The sequence below is a fragment of the Aeromonas bivalvium genome, assembly GCF_000819765.1.
Classification (GTDB): Bacteria; Pseudomonadota; Gammaproteobacteria; order Enterobacterales; family Aeromonadaceae; genus Aeromonas; species Aeromonas bivalvium.
On the sequence record NZ_CDBT01000004.1, the window covers coordinates 124,907 to 141,392 of the forward strand.

A 16,486-nucleotide genomic window follows, 5' to 3' on the forward strand; every position below is an offset into this window, starting at 1 on the left:
TGCCATCGCCGCCGTGGTGCTGGGGGGCACCAGCCTGATGGGGGGCAAGGGCCGCATCATGGGGACCCTCATCGGTGCCCTCATCATCGGCTTCCTCAACAATGCCCTCAACCTGCTCGACGTCAGCTCCTATTACCAGATGATCGCCAAGGCCAGCGTCATTTTGCTCGCCGTGATGATCGACAACAAAAGCAAATAACGACAACCACGCTCACCCATAACAAAGCACAAGGAATGAAACGATGAAAAAGCTCAATACCCTGCTCGCCGCCGCCATCATGTCCGTGCTGGGCACCGCCCAGGCCGCCGATCACTCCCTGGCCATGGTGGTCTCCACCCTCAACAATCCCTTCTTCGTCACCATGAAGGAGGGTGCCGAAGCCAAAGCCAAGGAGCTGGGCTACGAGCTGGTGGTGCTGGACTCCCAGAACGACCCGGCCAAGGAGCTTGCCAACGTGGAAGATCTCACCGTACGCAAGGTGAGCGCCATCCTGATCAACCCCACCGACTCCGACGCCGTGGGCAACGCCATCCGCCTGGCCAACAAGGCGAGCATTCCGGTGCTGACCCTGGACCGCGGCGCGGCCCAGGGTGAGGTCAAGGCTCACATCGCCTCCGACAACGTGGCTGGCGGCAAGCTGGCTGGCGACTTCATCGCCGAGAAACTGGGCAAGGGCGCCAAGGTGATCCAGCTCGAAGGGATCGCCGGTACCTCCGCCGCCCGGGATCGCGGCGAGGGCTTCGCCCTGGCGGTGAAGGCGCACCAGTTCGAGGTGCTGGCCTCCCAGCCCGCCGATTTTGACCGCACCAAGGGGTTGAACGTCATGGAGAACCTGCTGGCCGCCCACGGCGGGGTACAGGCGGTGTTCGCCCAGAACGACGAGATGGCGCTGGGGGCCATCCGCGCCGTGCAGGCGGCCGGCAAAGAGGTGATGATAGTTGGCTTCGATGGCACCGACGATGGCAAAGCCGCCGTGGCCCGTGGCAAACTGGCCGCCACCATCGCCCAGCAACCTGCGCTGATCGGTGCCATCGGTATCGAAACCGCCGACAAGGTGCTCAAGGGTCAGCCGGTGGAGCAGTCCATCCCGGTGCCGCTGCAAGTGGTCAGCCAGTAAACCATAGGGGGAGGTGCGCCTCCCCCTGCCTTTTTCTGCCAGTGCCGCCTGGCCTGGGCCCACCCAGACCAGGATGTACTCAACCAAGGGTGATAGGAATGAATCGTCTCTTAGTCCTCGGCAGCGTCAATGCGGATCACGTGCTGCGCGTCCCCCACTTTCCCCGCCCCGGTGAAACCCTGGCCGGCCACAGCTACCGGGTCGTTCCCGGTGGCAAGGGCGCCAATCAGGCGGTGGCCGCCGCCCGCCTCGGCGCCGCCGTCTCCTTCATCGCCCGCATCGGCGACGACGCCATCGGCCATCAGATGAAAACAGGCTTTGCCCAGGATGGCATCGACGTGAGCGCCGTCGAGCTCGACGACACCCTGCCCACCGGTATCGCCATCATCTATGTGAGCGACGAGGGGGAGAACAGCATAGGCCTCTCCGCCGAAGCCAACGGCGCCCTCACCCCGGCCGTGGTGCAAGGCCACGAGGCGATGATCGCCGACGCCCATACCCTGCTGCTGCAACTGGAAGTACCGCTGGAGAGCGTGTTCGAGGCCGCCCGCCTGGCGAGATCCCACGGCACCCGGGTGGTGCTCAACCCGGCGCCCGCCCAGCCCCTGCCCGCCGAGCTGCTGGCGCTGGTGGACCTCATCACCCCCAACCAGACCGAGGCCGAGCTGCTGACCGGGGTCAGGGTGACGGACGAAGCCAGCGCCCGGAAGGCGGCCGCCCGCTTCCACCAGATGGGCATAGGTGAGGTGATGATCACCCTGGGGTCCCAGGGGGTCTATTGCAGCAAGGGGCAGCAGCAGGCGCTCATTGCTGGCTTTCGGGTCGAGGCGGTGGATACCACGGCGGCCGGGGACACCTTCAACGGCGCCCTGCTGGCGGCCGATCTGGCCGGCGCCAGCTTCCAGGACGCAGTGCGCTTTGCCCACGGCGCGGCCGCCCTCTCCGTCACCCGCTTCGGGGCCCAGAGCTCCATTCCGACCAGGCAGGAGGTCGACGCCTTCCTCCTTGAACAGACTGCGCAGGGGTACTGATGGCCAATATCAAGGAGGTGGCGGCGCGGGCGGGGGTGTCGACCACCACTGTCTCCCACGTCATCAACGAGACCCGCTTCGTGGCCGAAGAGACCCGTGAGCGGGTGTTCAGTGCCATGCGGGATCTCAACTACGCCCCCAGCCTGGTGGCTCGCAGCCTCAAGGTCAAAGAGACCCACAGCATCGGCATGCTGGTCACCACCTCCAGCAACCCCTTCTTCGCCGAGGTGGTGCGCGGGGTGGAGCGTTACTGCTTCGAGCAGGGCTACAACCTGATGCTGGGCAACACGGAGGGAGAGGCCGAGACGGCGCTCTCCTACCTCAAGATGATGCTCAGAAAACGCGTGGACGGCCTGCTCATCATGTGCAGCGAGGGGCAGCAGGAGGTATTCAACCAGCTCGACTGGCTGGGTACTCTGCCCGTGGTGGTGATGGATTGGGGGCTCGACAGCGACAGGGTCGACCTCATCGCCGACAACTCGCATCTGGGGGGCTATCTGGCCACCCGACACCTGATCGATCTCGGCCACAGGGAGATTGGCTGCATCATGGGGCCCGAGGGGCGCGCCCCCTCCACCCAGCGCCTGGCAGGCTTTCGCCAGGCAATGGCGGAGGCCGCACTCCCGGTGCGGCCCGAGTGGTTGCAGGGAGGGGAATTTGATTGCGCCAGCGGCTTTGCCGCCATGACCCGCCTGCTGGCCCTGCCCACCCGGCCGAGCGCCCTCTTCATCTTCAACGACATGATGGCCATGGGGGCCATCAGCGCCGCCCACCTGGCGGGGCTCAGGGTGCCGGAGGATATCTCCCTCATCGGCTATGACAACGTCGAGCTGGCCCAGTACCTCTCCCCTCCCCTCACCACCATCAATCAGCCCAAGGAAGCCCTGGGCCGCCTCGCCGTGACCCGGCTGCTGGCGCGTATCCATGGCGAGCAGATAGCCAATCGCCTGATCACCCAGGAGCCCGATCTGGTGATCCGCCAATCCTGTCGCCGCTACTGAGCAACGGTTCATCCGCTGCCACCCACGACAAAGAGGGAGCCCAAGGCTCCCTCTTTGTCGCTGGCGCCTGACCGGCGCCGGGTTGGGGCGCCCCCTCAGGCCTGCAAGCCGCTGGCGGGGCGGGTCACCTCTCTGAGCCGGGCGGACCAGAGGGTGGTGAGCCCCAGAACCTGCACCAGGGGTTGCAGGGCCGCCGCCTCCTCCTCGCTGGTGCGACAAGGGGTCCAGTAAACCAGGGGCCAGCCACCCCTGGCCAGGGACATGGTCGCGCTCCCCACTTCCTCCAGCGCCAGCATCAGATCGGCCCGGAGCACCAGCGCCTTGAGCTCGGGATCCTCCTTGGCCAGAAACGGCAGACCGACGATGATGCGCCCGCTCGCCAGACGGATCAGGGTGCTGCGCAGCAGGCGGGCGAGCTGGGTCTTGCTCATCCCCAGCAGCAGTGGCAGGGGGGTCATGGTGTAAGCCTGGGCCAGCACATGGGCCATCACCTCCTCCAGCAAGCCGGACTCTTCCAGCCAGGCGAGGGGGCAGCTCTCCCCATTGTGCCAGCTGAGGGTGAGTCGCATCGCCAGGGGAGAATGATGGGCCGCGACCATGGGCTCCAGATGTATCGCCAACGGCATGGCGGATCCCTGCTCCAGCCAGCGTTGCAGCCTCCACACCTGCTGATGGCGCTGTTGCAGCTGGCCGAGCATGGCGAGGCTGAACTGGACCAGATCCCCCTGTTGCCCCCCCTTGGCCTGATTGAGCGCCAATATGGTGTGGTCTATCAGGCTGTCACGGGTGTCCCCCTCCTCCGTCAGCGCCAGACCCAGACGGCAACGCAGCTGAAAGCTGCTCTCCCGGGTGCGAAAATCGAACGCCAGCAGCGCCAGCAACTCCTCTGCCCGGCTGCGGCAGGCATGGGCATCGGGGCAATCCTCGATGACGCAGGCAAACTCGTCCCCTCCGAGCCGAAAGGCGTGGCCATGGGGCCAGCGCGTCAACTTGTCTGCCACTACCTGCAACAGGCGATCCCCCACCTGATAACCCAGTTGATCGTTGACCTGCTTGAACCGCTTGAGATCCAGGATGACCAGGGCCACCAAGCCCCCCCGACCCAGGCTGAGGTCGAGCTGCTCATGCAGGGCGAGCCGGTTGCCAAGCCGGGTCAGGGGATCGGTGCGTGCCTGGCGACGATTGAGCATGTTGGCCCGCACCAGGGCGCCGACCAGCAGCACACCGGCCACCAGCAGGGTCAGCTGCCACACCTGCAACAGCAGCATATTGCGGCGGATCTCGGTCACCGACGCCTCCCGCTCCTCCCCGGTGAGCACCACCCGGCTCACCTGCTCGAGCCGCTTGCTCGCCGCCCCCAGGCGCCGTTGCAGGCGATCGAGTTCGGGTCCCTCCAGCAGCGTCCCCGCATCCATCTGGGGTTCGATGGACTTGAGTTCATCAAACAGCTCATTGGCGATCTCGGCCAGGCCCAGCTGGCCACGCACCACCCGGGTCTCCTCGCTCACCAGGAAGATGTCGATGCGGTTCCAGAACAGATCGTATTCCAGGGAGAGCGCCTCCATGCTCCCCACCCCGCCCCGGTAGAGTTTCAGCTCATAGAGAAAGCGTTGGGAGTCGAGCAGCAGCTGGTGAATGTTCCAGTGAGAGCCGCGGTAGAAGTAATCCACCAGGCGCTCATGCTTTTGCTGCAGCATCAATCCCCACACGGAGGAGCCGATAAACAGCAGGCAGACCCCGATCAGCAGGGCGTTTTGCAGGGCGCGACGCCTCAATCGAGCACCTCTATCCGCACGATCTGCCACACCATGGAGGCCTGCACGTTGGGGTCTTCCGCCAGTTTGGGTGCCGAAGAGAAGGGAAACAGCAGCCAGAAGGGGCCCTTGTTGCGGCGGGTCAGGGGCTTGCCATCCTCGCTCATGGCCAGGATCAGGGGGTAGCCTTCATAGTCCGAGAGGCGCACCTCATGGCTGTAGTTGTTCAGGGCGACCGCATTGACCCGACCGGCCTTGGGGCTGATCTGGCGGATCACGTCCCCCAGCAGCGGGCCGCGATAGCCATGCCGGCCCTGGGTCCAGGGGGTGCCCGTTTCGAAAGAGACCTGAGGCAGGGCCTCAAGCTCGCTGCGTTTGAGACTCTTGCTGCTCCCATCTGGCGCAACCAGGGTCAGTATGGTCGCCTCGCCGGCCTGGGCCCATGGCGCCATCAGACCGCCGAGCAAGACAGTGGTGGCAAGCCACCTGGTGATCGTCCGTGTCTGCATCCCTTGCCCCTCTATTGTGATATCCATCAGCACTGTCTCATTCGAGTTTGCTGTCTTATCAGGGAGAGTGCAACTGCCTTGCTCGGCGGGCGGTAGAAAGCGCCGCTATTGTACGCCCATGTGCTCGTTCAGGGGCAGACGACCCGGGCTCAATGGCGTTCGCGCATCTCCATCCAGTTCTCCCCCTCCATGGACTTGGGTTGATGCACACCGCAGCGTTGCAGCAGCTCATCCACGAAGGCCGGCACCAGCAGGGAGGCAGGGCCGTAGCGCTTCTCGTCAAACTGGCTGCCGACCTCGCTCGGCTCCAGGTTGAGCTCCAGGGTATGAGCTCCATTGAGACCAGCTTCATGAATGAAGCCAGCCGCGGGATAGACGGCCCCCGAGGTCCCGATGGAGATGAAGAGATCGCACTGGGCCAGGGCGCCGTAGATGCGATCCAGCCCCAGCGGCATCTCGCCAAACCAGACCACGTGGGGGCGCAACGGCTGGGGAAACTGGCAGCAGGAGCAGAGTGCCTCCTGGCTCAGGTCGCCGCGCCACTCGATCACCTGGGCGGAAACGGGGCAGCGGGCCTTGAGCAGCTCGCCGTGCATGTGGATGAGCTGCTTGCTGCCCGCCCGCTCGTGCAGATCGTCGATGTTCTGGGTGATCAGGGTGACCTGGCCCGGATAGAGGCGCTCGAGTCGCGCCAGGGCGTAATGGGCGAGATTGGGATGGACGCTCTCCTGTTGCAGCTGATGACGGCGGGCATTGTAGAACCCCTGCACCAGGGCGGGATCCCTGGCATACCCCTCAGGGGTCGCCACATCCTCCACCCTGTGCTCTTCCCACAGGCCATCGCTGGCGCGAAAGGTCTTGATGCCGGACTCGGCAGAGATGCCGGCTCCGGTCAATATCACTATCTGTTTGGGCGCTTGCATGCACAACTCCTTGACGCAGCCGATGGGGAGACCTTAGCACAGCGCCTGGGAGGGGCCTATTCGCCCTTGGTATTAGGGATGAAGGGGATTTCACAGACAGGGGACACCTGTCTCGCTCCGGGGATAAAAGATGCCCAAGCGGCCCTTGTTGCCCGGCCGCTCGCGCCGCGGGGTGGCCTATTCCCCTTCGAGATCAGGCGTGACTGACACCGCCGTGGCGGCCAGCAGCGGATCCAGGGCAGCGAGATCGAGGCGCACGAAGATGAGTTCGCGACCGGTGACCAGGGTCAGGGGCAGCCCCAGCCCCTTGAGCAGCCCCAGCATGGGCCTGTTCTGGGCCAGCACCTCGGCGGTCCACTCGCCAATCCCCTCCCCCCGGGCCAGGATGGCCAGAGCCAGCAGCAGCCGACGTCCGGCCCCCTTGTGCTGAAAATGATCGGCGACGATGCAGGAGAACTCGGCCCGATCCGGGTGCAGGCGGCGCCGAACCGACTGGGCCTGGGCCAGTGGCTCTCCCCCGGCGTCGCACAGCAGCAAGGAGATCTGCCGCTCCCTGGGATAGTCGAGAAAGAAGCTCACCTGCTCCGGGGTCGGGGGCTGCTTGGCTCGCATGAATCTGAGATAGACGCTCTGCTGGCTCAAGCCGGCGAACGCCTGCACGAGGCGCGCCTCATCCCCCGGCCCCAACTCGTGCAGGGTACAGCGCTCCCCCGCCAGCACCATGGTGAGGGGCAAATCGCCACGGCGCCGGGCCGGCCGCCAGCCGGCCAGGCCACGGCGAAGGCGCGCCTCGTCCTGAGGCCAGCAGAGATAGCGCGCCATCTACCAGCGCCCCGCCGCGCCCAGCAGCCGCCAACGTTCCTCATCCTGCAGGTTGAGGCTGTCATCCAGATAGATGGCGATCCCCAGATCCCGTACCCGCCCCATGAAGCGGTCCAGCAGGGAATCCGCCGGGGCGCTCTCCCACTCCTGGGCCAGTCGCTGCCCCAGCAGCAGGTGCTGGAAGGGCAGGCGCTCGATCAGATCGAACGGCAGGTGTTCGCCATTGTCGAGCAGCAGGGCCAGCTTGACCCCCGCCAGGCTCGCCTGCAGCACCAGGGCAAAGGGCGCCTGGGCCGTGAGCAGCGCATCCCGGCGCTGGATCACCAGGGTCAGCGCCTGGGGAGCGCGCCCCAGCTCCTCGAGCCAGGCCTTCAGCTCGGGCCACTCCTGGCTGAGTCCGGCCAGGGGAAGCCAGAGCTCGCCCCCGGTCGGGGGATTGGACTGCAGGCTCAAGGTGCCCATGCTCGCCCCCTGCCAGGTACGTATGGTGCGACGCAGCCCGTGGAGGCGACGCTGATGCTGGGGGCCCAGATAGATCACCTTGAGCTGGCGCAGCAGCTCCTCCTCCTGCAGCGGCTTGGCGAGGGCGGCGAGGACGTTGAAACCGGCATCGTGCAACAGGCGACGGCTGCCGTCGATCAGGGTCTGCTCATGGGCGGAGAGCAGGATGAGGGGCAACGATTGATATTGGGGGTTGGCCAGCAGCAGGCTGATGGCGTCCTGCTCCGCCAGGCTGAGGTCACACAAGAGCAGGCCTGTGTTGCCCTCGGCCAAGGCCTGCAGGCAGGCGGCCCCATCCTGCACCCAGCGGCACGGCAGACCGAGGGCCCGGAGCTGCAGCTGGAGCTGGGCCCCCTGAAAGGGGTGATCCTCGAGCAGCAGGATCTCAAGACCAGCCAGCCAGTCACCCCACTGCCGATGGCGCAGCGCCAGGGCGTCCTGCCAGGGTTCGTCGAGCCGATACACGCCCTCCCCCTGCGACATGGCGGCCAGATAGTCCGCCCCCTGGTGGGCGGCGGGGTCGAACAGGGCGATGGCCCCGCTGGCAAACAGCCCGGCCCACTGCCAGCTGGCATCGGGCCGGGCACGCCACAGCTGGACATGGCTCGGCAGGCCGCTGGCCCTGGCGTGGTGATAGGCCTGGTTATCCAGGGCGTAGAGGGTCACGGCATGAAAGCCTGTGCCCTCCTCGGCCGGGGACTCCAGCAGAGCCATCAGCTCTTCCTCAGTGATGATCATTGTCTCTGTCTCTCGGTCAAGCGGCGCGCCGTCTCATCCAGCGCCAGGCGCAGCAAGGGGATCAGGGCTGGTGCAGGATCCTTGTGCCAATCGTCCATCGCCTGCAACAGGGGGTCAGCCGCCACCATTTTCGCCGCGCCCCGCATCTTGTGCAAATGGCTATTGATCTGGTTGCCGTCCCCTCTGGCCAGCGCCTGGGCCAGGGCCTCTATGTCCCGGCTCGTGCTCTCCACATAGAGGGCGATCAGGGCGTCGCTCAAGGCGGGCATGGTCCAGGGGGCAGACGCCACCTGGGCTGCGGATGGGGACTGGCCCTCCTCCGGGCGGGGGGATGCCCGCCGGATCCGGCGCAGCAAGGCGGCGAGATCCACCAGTCGCAGCGGCTTCTCAAAGCGGCCATCACAGCCGCAGGACGCCAGGCGCCGGGCCGCCAGCTCGCTCACATCGGCGGTGATGACGTAGACGGGCAGTGCGCGATAGCTGGGATTGCCCTTCAATTGCTGGCAGAGTTCGGCCCCGTCCATCACCGGCATCTGCAGATCGGTCAGCACCAGATCCACCTCCTGTTCGGCCAGCACCGCCAGCGCCTGCTGCCCCTGGCTGGCGCACCAGACCCGGGCGCCGAGCTGGCCCAGCTGCATCCGTAGCAGGGCCCGGTTCATGTCATGGTCTTCCACCAGCAATACCCGCAGCCCCTCGCCCGCCTGCTGCAAGCGGCCCTGGCCATCGACGCTGCTCTCCTCTTGCAGCAGGCTCACCAGGGTGCCGGGTATCCAGCTCTTGCCCTGCCAGAGCCAGGTCAGCAACCCCTGCTCATCCTGCTGCTGGGCCAGACAAGGCACCCCGTCCGCGGGCGCAACCAGGATCAGGTTGAGCCGATCGAACCAGGGCTGCAGCCGTGCCAGTTCGCCCTCGGGCAAGCGGGTCGTCAGGGTCGTGGCGGGCAACACCCTGACCGAGTCCGGCATGGAGATCCCGAGGGGCAAGGTGGCGATGAAGCGACTGCCCCCGCCGGGGTTGGGGCTCACGGCGATGTGACCCCCCATCTGCTCGATCAGCTGGCGACAGATGGCCAGCCCCAGCCCTGTGCCCTGGGCCCTCAGTTGACCGCTCACCTCCCCCTGCTCGAACGGGGCGAACAGCCGGGGCATCAGCTCCTGAGCGATCCCTGGCCCCTCGTCATCGACGCCGATCCGCAGCCGCTTCTCGTCCCCGTCCTCGCGCAGATCTGCCCAGAGGCAGACGCTGCCACGATGGCTGAACTTGATGGCGTTGGAGAGCAGGTTGTGCAGCACCTGCCCCACTCGGTGGGGGTCCAGCTCGAGCTGGGCCGGCAACGAGGCACAGAGATCCAGCCGCAATTGCAGGCCCTTGTTGCGGGCCTTGGGCCAATGCACGGCGGCGACCCGCTCGCACAGCAGCACCAGATCCGTGGGCTGGGGAGTCAGGCTCAGCTTGCCGCTCTCGTTGCGGCTGAAATCGAGCACGTCATTGAGCAGCCCCAGCAACTCGTCCCCCGCCTGGCGCACGCTGGTCACGGCCCCCTGCTGCTCGTCGCTGAGGGGGGTGGCGGCGAGCCACTCCAGCCAGCCGAGGATGGCATTCATGGGGGTGCGGATCTCGTGGCTGATGGCAGCCAGGAAGCGCCCCTTGGCCTGCATCGCCTGCTCGGCCCTGGCGTGGGATCGCTGCAGCGCCAGCTCCTGCTCCACCTGCATGGTGGCATCCAGCACCACGCCATAGACACGCCACTCCCCTCCGTCGAGCCGCCGTCCGCGGCCGTGGAACTGCAACCAGCGCAGTCCCAGGGTCGGATGCCGATAACGCAGGGCGTGGGAGACCGGCTCCCCCGCCGCCAGCAGCCTGGGCATGCGCACCTGCAAGCGGCGCCGGTCGCCATCGTAGAGAGCGGCCAGGGCCTTGAGGGGCTCGCGCCGCAGCCGGTTGCTCGACACCCCGAGCAGGGCGAAGCTGCCCCGGCTGACAAATTCCATCTCCCCTAACCTACCGCCACGCAGCACAAACTGCACCACCATGCCCGGCACCGTATTGGTGAGGGCCCGCAGCCGTCGCTCCGCCTGACGGGAGAAGCGTTCGCGCTCGCGCAGTGAGCTGATATCGGAGAGGGCGATAAGCTCCCCCGCCGGCCCCCGCTGATCGAGGCGCAGCGGGATCTGGGCATAGGAGAAGACTCGCTCCCCCAGGGTCAGCTCCCCTTCGGTGGCGCCTATCTCGGAGGGGGGCAGGGCGATGGGGCCGGGGTAGCGCGCCTCCAGCCGCTTGCCGCGCTTGTTGCGCTTGATGATGTCGCCATTGCCATCGCGCAGGAAGACGGGAACCGGCAGGGCCTGGAACAGGGATTCACGAAAGCGGCTCTCGATGGCCAGGGCCTGCTCGGCGGCGAGGCGCTGCGCCATCTCCTGGGAGAGTTGCTGGCGGGAGCGCCAGATCAGGGTGATCACGGCGGCACTGATCAGCAGGGCCAGCAGCACGGAACCGAACAGCACCCAATAGCTGACGCCACTCTGCTGGGTGAGGACGAGCCGATGCCAGCGCTGCGTCAGCTCCGTCATCTGCTCGTTGTTGAGGGTCATCAGGCCCTGATCCAGCACGTTGGCCAGCAGCTGGTGCTGCCGGTTGATGGCAAACCCCAGGGCGAATCTGTCATGCAGTTCGGTCACGTTGAGCCCGGCCAGCTGATTGCTGCGCAGGGGGTATTGCAGCTGATAGAGTTCGCTGAGCAGCCAGTCCGCCTTGCCGCCGCGCAGCTCGGCCAAGCCCTGATCCACATCCCTGACCCGGACCCAGGCCGCATTGCCGTAGCCGGACAACATGTCCGGATCGTAGAGACTGGTGGGCACCAGCACCCGCTCTCCCCTGAGCTCGGCGAGCCGTACAATCTTGCGATCCCTGGGGGAGACGAGGGCGAAGCGGTTCTCGGCGATGGTGCGGCTGAAGGCGAACTCCTGGCCCAGGCGAGGCGACTCGAGCAGACCCGTCATCATGTCCACCTCCCCATGCCTGAGCCTGGCCAAGGCCTCCTCCCGGCTGGCGGCCACCACTATGTCAAAGCGCAGCCCCGTCTGCTGGCCGACCCAGCGCAGCACGTCGCCGCTCCAGCCGGTCAGCTGCCCCTGCTCGTCGACGCCGCTGTAGGGCATGAGATCCGGATTGACCGCCAGACGCACCCGGCTGCCCCGCCCCGCCAGCCAGGCCTGCTCCTCGTCGGTGAAATAGACGGGGTTGATGGTCTGCTTGCCATCGGCCAGATAACGCTCCAGATCCTGATAGAGGGCCCCCGGGGTCAGGTAGCGGATGCCGGTGTCGATCAGCCGCTTGAGCTCGGGCCTGTCTTTCATCATCAGGCGGTAGCCTATCACCCAGTCATCGTTGCGCAGCCGATGCAGCCGCAGCCCCTCCGCCGGGTTTTGCCGCATCAGGTGACGCAGTTGCAGGTAGTCGCCGAGATAGGCGCTGCCCTCGCCCGCCTTGAGCGCCTCGAACCAGCGCCCGGGATCGGCGAGGGGCTGCTGCCTCGCCTTGGGGTAGAGTCGGGAGAGACGCGCCGACTGCTGCCACAGGGGCGAGGTGAGGAAGACGGCGTCATTGAGCTTGCCACGGTAGAGGATGGCGGACTCGGACTCCAGAATGGGACGACTGTAGAGCCGCCCCAGGGCCGCGGCCGGAGTGGGGCCTATGTGGGGCACCAGATCGCAGCGGCCCGATTGCAGCCCCTCCCCGACCGCCTGCCAGTTCGGCAATCGCAGCGCGACCAGGGGCACCGGCAGTGTGCTGGCCAGCCTATCGAGCTGATCCATCAGAAAGCCGCCCTTCTCCTCCAGATAGGGAGGACGCACCAGCGCCGGATAGCAGAAGGTGAATTTGTCGTGGGAGGCCACGTAATGAAGGGTCGAGGGGGGCAGCGGCAGCACCATGGCCTGGGCCGTGCCGGCCAGCAGCCAGAAGCAGAGGGGAAGCAGACGGGTCATGGCATAGCAAAAGCCAGGCGGGTGCCTGGCTTTTCGTTACTCGTTTCAAGACTCATTGGGTTCGACCGTCTCGACCCTGGCCTTGAGTTTCTGGCCGGGGCGGAAGGTGACCACCCGACGGGCGCTGATGGGAATATCCTCGCCCGTCTTGGGGTTGCGGCCTGGACGCTGATTCTTCTCGCGAAGATCGAAATTACCGAAGCCCGAGATCTTGACCTGTTCGCCGCGTTCCAGCGCTTGTCGGATCTCCTCAAAGAAGGCTTCCACCATATCTTTGGCTTCACGCTTGCTCATCCCGAGCTGGGTGAACAGGTGCTCTGCAATATCGGCTTTGGTAAGCGCCATAGATCAATCCCTCAAGGATGCATTCAACTCTTCACCGAGGGCCCGTACGACATTGTCCACGGTCTCGGCAATCTCTTTCTCCTCCAGGGTGCGCTGGGTGTCTTGCAACGTGAGACTGATGGCCAGGCTCTTCTTGTCATCTGCCATACCAGCACCCTGGTACACGTCAAACAAGTTTATTCCAACTAACTGATTTCCGCCAACTTTTTTAATTACTGCCAGCACATCACCTGCCAGAACCTGACGATCTACCACCAAGGCGATATCGCGGCGGTTGGCCGGGAAGCGGGAAATTTCGGCAGCAAGCGGCACCTTGGCCGGCACCAGTTTGTTGAGCTCCAGCTCGAACAGCACGGCGCGGGTCTTGAGGCCCAGTTTCTTTTCCAGGTTCGGGTGGATCACGCCGATGTGGCCGATGGGCTCGCCATTGCGCAGCACCAGAGCGGTCTGACCCGGGTGCAGGGCGCTGTGTTCGCCCCGCTCGAAGCTGAAGCTGCCCCCCTCTGCGGTCAAGTCCAGCACGGCTTCCAGGTCTCCCTTCAGATCGAAGAAGTCGGCGCCCCGGCTCTTGACGTCCCAGTGCTCGTCGCTCTGATTGCCGGTGATGATGCCAGCCAGCATGGGCTCCTGACGGATGCCATTCTCGGCCGCCTCGTCCTTGATGAAACGCAGGCCCTGCTCGAACAGGCGCACCCGCGGCTGCTGGCGGTTCTGGTTGTACACCACGGCCTGGATGAGGCCGGTGAACAGGGAGACCCGCATCGCCGACATCTCGACCGAGATGGGGTTTGGCAGCACGATGGCATCGCTCTGGGGGAACAGGGTCTGCTGGGTCTTGGGATCGACGAAGCTGTAGGTGATCGCTTCCTGGAAACCCCGGGCAACCAGCAGATCGCGTACCCGCTTGATGGTCACCTGGCCTTCGGCCTGTTCCACCATGGCGAGCGACGCGGCCGGTTTCAGGTTCGGGATATTGTTGTAGCCGTAGATGCGGGCCACTTCCTCGATGAGATCTTCCTCGATGGCGATATCGAAACGCCAGGAGGGGGCCAGAGCGCTCCAGCCGTCGGCCTGGGTGGTCACCTGCATGCCGAGGCGGGTCAGGATCTCGACCACCTGCTCATCGGCGATCTGGATGCCGATCACCTTGTCCAGCTTGGCGCGGCGCAGGGTGATGGGGCTTGCCTTGGGCAGGTGCTCGTCAGATTTGACCTCGACCACCTGGCCTGCTTCGCCGCCGCAGATATCCAGCAGCAGGCGGGTGGCGCGGTCCATCACCTTGTGCTGCAGCTCGGGGTCAACCCCGCGCTCGAAGCGGTGGGACGAGTCGGTGTGCAGGCCATAGGCACGGGCACGACCCGTGATGGAGAGCGGCGCGAAGAAGGCGCACTCCAGCAGGATGTCGGTGGTGGTCTCGGACACCCCGGTGCGATCGCCGCCGAAGATACCGGCCATGCAGGCAGGGCCTTTGCCATCGGCAATAACGAGCGTGGTCTCTTTGAGCTTCACCTCGTTGCCGTCGAGCAGAGTCATGGGCTCATCGGCATGGGCACGGCGCACCACCAGTTCCCCGTCCAGCTTGGCCAGATCGAAGGCGTGCATCGGCTGGCCGTATTCCAGCAGCAGGTAGTTGGTGATATCGACGATGGCATCGATGGAACGAATGCCACCACGGCGCAGCTTCTCCTGCATCCAGAGCGGGCTCATGGCGTGCAGGTTCAGCCCCTTGATGACGCGACCGAGATAACGGGGGCAATCGGCCGGTGCTTCAACGCGGATCGGGAAGCTGGCGTCAATGGTGGCGGCAGCCGGGGTCCAGGTCGGTTCGACCACATCCACGCTGTTGAGTACGCCGATCTCGCGGGCCAGACCCGCGATGCCGAGGCAGTCGGCACGGTTCGGGGTCAGATCCACGTCGATGCTGATGTCATCGAGGTTCAGATACTCGCGAATGTCGGTGCCAACCGGGGCATCCAGCGGCAGCTCTATGATGCCATCGGCTTCGACGTCGATGCCCAGCTCGCTGAAGGAGCAGAGCATGCCGTGGGACGGCTGGCCGCGCAGCTTGGCTTTCTTGATGGTGAAATCACCCGGCAGGGTCGCCCCCACCTTGGCCACGCACACCTTGAGGCCGGTGCGGCAGTTCGGCGCGCCGCAGACGATGTCCAGCAGCTCGGCCTCGCCCACGTTGACCTTGGTCACCCGCAGCTTGTCGGCATCCGGATGCTGACCACATTCGACCACTTCACCCACGACCACGTTGTTGAACTGGCCAGCCACCGCTTCCACGGCGTCCACTTCCAGACCGGCCATGGTGATCTGTTCGGCCAGTGCATTGTCACTCAACTCGGTGCGGACCCACTCCATCACCCAGGATTTACTGAATTTCATGTTCTCTCGCCCTTACTTGAACTGCTTGAGGAAGCGCAGATCGTTTTCGAAGAAGGCACGCAGGTCATTGACCCCGTAACGCAGCATGGTGAGGCGCTCGACGCCCATGCCAAAGGCAAAACCGGAGTATTTTTCCGGATCGATGCCACCGGCGCGCAGCACGTTCGGATGCACCATGCCGCAGCCCAGCACTTCCAGCCATTTGCCGTTCTTGCCCATCACGTCCACTTCGGCGCTCGGCTCGGTAAACGGGAAGTAGGAGGGACGGAAGCGAATGGTGAGATCTTCCTCGAAGTAGTTGCGAAGGAAGTCGTGCAGTATCCCCTTGAGCTCGGTGAAGCTGGCATGCTCGTCGATCAGCAGGCCTTCGACCTGATGGAACATGGGGGTGTGGGTCATGTCGTAGTCGTTACGATAGACACGGCCCGGGGCTATGATGCGAATGGGCGGCTGCTGCTTCTCCATGGTGCGGATCTGCACCCCAGAGGTATGAGTGCGAAGCACCAGATCCGGGTTGAAGTAGAAGGTGTCGTGATCGGTACGCGCCGGGTGGTGGGCCGGAATGTTCAGTGCATCGAAGTTGTGGAAGCCATCTTCAATTTCAGGGCCGTGCGCCACCTTGAAACCCATCTCGCCAAACAGGCGCTCGATGCGCTCGATGGTGCGGGTCACAGGGTGCAGGCCACCGTTCTCGATACGACGACCCGGCAGGCTGATGTCGATGGTCTCGGCCGCCAGTTTCTGGTTGAGCTCCTGGGCAGCCAAGTCATCACGACGGGCATTGAGCGCATCCTGCACCTGCTGTTTGGCCTGGTTGATCACCGCGCCCGCGGCGGGACGCTCCTCAGGGGACAGGGTGCCGAGGGACTTCATTTGCTCGGTAAAAAAGCCTTTCTTACCCAGATATTTGACCCGAATTTCGTCGAGCGTCGCTCCATCGCTGACGCTCTCAATCTCGGCCTTGGCCTGGCCTACCACTTCTTCAAGCTGTTGCATGTCTTCCTCGTCACCACTCCCAACAAGGGAGCCTGTATACGCTAAAAGGGGAAAGAGGAAGATAATACAAAAAAAGCGCAGGTGCTGACCATAGTTATGCCCTGCTTTTCTCCCGCAAAATCATTTTGTTACCCCTCCCCTGCTGCTGATGGGGTCAGAATGGCCCCGGCCATTCCCTCTAGATACAAGTTTGTTGGCATACTGCATTCACTCGCTCACGGCCGAGGTGATAAGCAGAATGTTGCAAGAGATGCGATGATGGGGCGAGAGCATAGGACCAAATACCTGCCCCTCATTGATCAGGTATGTACTCAGCCCCTGTCGTCGGTTGGTGGCACCCGTCTCAACCAAGCAGAGAAGCAGAGAAG

At 64.9% G+C, this 16,486-nt stretch carries 12 protein-coding genes and 1 pseudogene; 4 read left to right on the plus strand and 9 right to left on the minus strand.

All coding sequences use genetic code 11. From position 1 onward, the window contains the following. From rbsC to BN1119_RS00805, 4 genes and pseudogenes are all read left to right on the plus strand, one after another. Positions 1 to 199 (plus strand): annotated as a pseudogene (gene rbsC, locus BN1119_RS00790) (ribose ABC transporter permease); the annotation flags it as partial. A 43-nt stretch (positions 200 to 242) separates the two neighbouring features. Further along, a complete protein-coding gene (rbsB, locus tag BN1119_RS00795) occupies positions 243 to 1,118 on the plus strand; it encodes a ribose ABC transporter substrate-binding protein RbsB (protein ID WP_041992448.1) in 876 nt (291 codons plus the stop codon). 98 nt (positions 1,119 to 1,216) lie between these two features. Beyond that, positions 1,217 to 2,149, plus strand: a complete 933-nt coding sequence (gene rbsK / locus BN1119_RS00800) for a ribokinase (protein ID WP_041992451.1) — start codon at positions 1,217 to 1,219, stop codon at positions 2,147 to 2,149. Next, positions 2,149 to 3,150 carry a substrate-binding domain-containing protein gene (locus BN1119_RS00805; RefSeq protein WP_041992453.1) on the plus strand — a complete coding sequence of 334 codons (1,002 nt, stop codon included), beginning with the start codon at positions 2,149 to 2,151 and terminating at the stop codon, positions 3,148 to 3,150. The genes rbsK and BN1119_RS00805 overlap by 1 nt, the downstream gene beginning before the upstream one ends. Positions 3,151 to 3,245: 95 nt before the next feature. Here BN1119_RS00805 and BN1119_RS00810 read toward each other — a convergent pair whose 3' ends face one another. The 9 genes from BN1119_RS00810 to pheS form a co-directional block, all read right to left on the minus strand. Continuing rightward, positions 3,246 to 4,925 (minus strand): GGDEF domain-containing protein, encoded by a 1,680-nt coding sequence (locus BN1119_RS00810; protein WP_041992455.1) that lies wholly within the window; start codon positions 4,923 to 4,925, stop codon positions 3,246 to 3,248. Next, positions 4,922 to 5,413, minus strand: coding sequence for a putative pterin-binding protein (locus BN1119_RS00815; RefSeq protein ID WP_244463655.1), 492 nt, complete (start codon positions 5,411 to 5,413; stop codon positions 4,922 to 4,924). The genes BN1119_RS00810 and BN1119_RS00815 overlap by 4 nt, the downstream gene beginning before the upstream one ends. A gap of 149 nt (positions 5,414 to 5,562) precedes the next feature. After that, entirely contained in the window at positions 5,563 to 6,336 is a 774-nt protein-coding gene (gene cobB, locus BN1119_RS00820) for a Sir2 family NAD+-dependent deacetylase (RefSeq protein ID WP_041992456.1), read from the minus strand. 177 nt (positions 6,337 to 6,513) lie between these two features. Then, complete coding sequence (locus BN1119_RS00825; RefSeq protein ID WP_041992459.1) at positions 6,514 to 7,158, minus strand: GNAT family N-acetyltransferase; 645 nt, start codon at positions 7,156 to 7,158, stop codon at positions 6,514 to 6,516. Further along, positions 7,159 to 8,397, minus strand: a complete 1,239-nt coding sequence (locus BN1119_RS00830) for a response regulator (protein WP_041992462.1) — start codon at positions 8,395 to 8,397, stop codon at positions 7,159 to 7,161. Next, positions 8,394 to 12,386 carry an ATP-binding protein gene (locus BN1119_RS00835; protein ID WP_041992465.1) on the minus strand — a complete coding sequence of 1,331 codons (3,993 nt, stop codon included), beginning with the start codon at positions 12,384 to 12,386 and terminating at the stop codon, positions 8,394 to 8,396. The genes BN1119_RS00830 and BN1119_RS00835 overlap by 4 nt, the downstream gene beginning before the upstream one ends. Positions 12,387 to 12,431: 45 nt before the next feature. Continuing rightward, positions 12,432 to 12,731, minus strand: coding sequence for an integration host factor subunit alpha (gene ihfA / locus BN1119_RS00840; RefSeq protein ID WP_005908994.1), 300 nt, complete (start codon positions 12,729 to 12,731; stop codon positions 12,432 to 12,434). Between the two features lie 3 nt (positions 12,732 to 12,734). Continuing rightward, entirely contained in the window at positions 12,735 to 15,122 is a 2,388-nt protein-coding gene (gene pheT, locus BN1119_RS00845) for a phenylalanine--tRNA ligase subunit beta (RefSeq protein WP_041992471.1), read from the minus strand. A gap of 12 nt (positions 15,123 to 15,134) precedes the next feature. Next, positions 15,135 to 16,118: a phenylalanine--tRNA ligase subunit alpha gene (pheS, locus tag BN1119_RS00850; protein WP_041992474.1), complete on the minus strand. Its 984-nt coding sequence runs from the start codon at positions 16,116 to 16,118 to the stop codon at positions 15,135 to 15,137. Positions 16,119 to 16,486 lie beyond the last annotated feature (368 nt).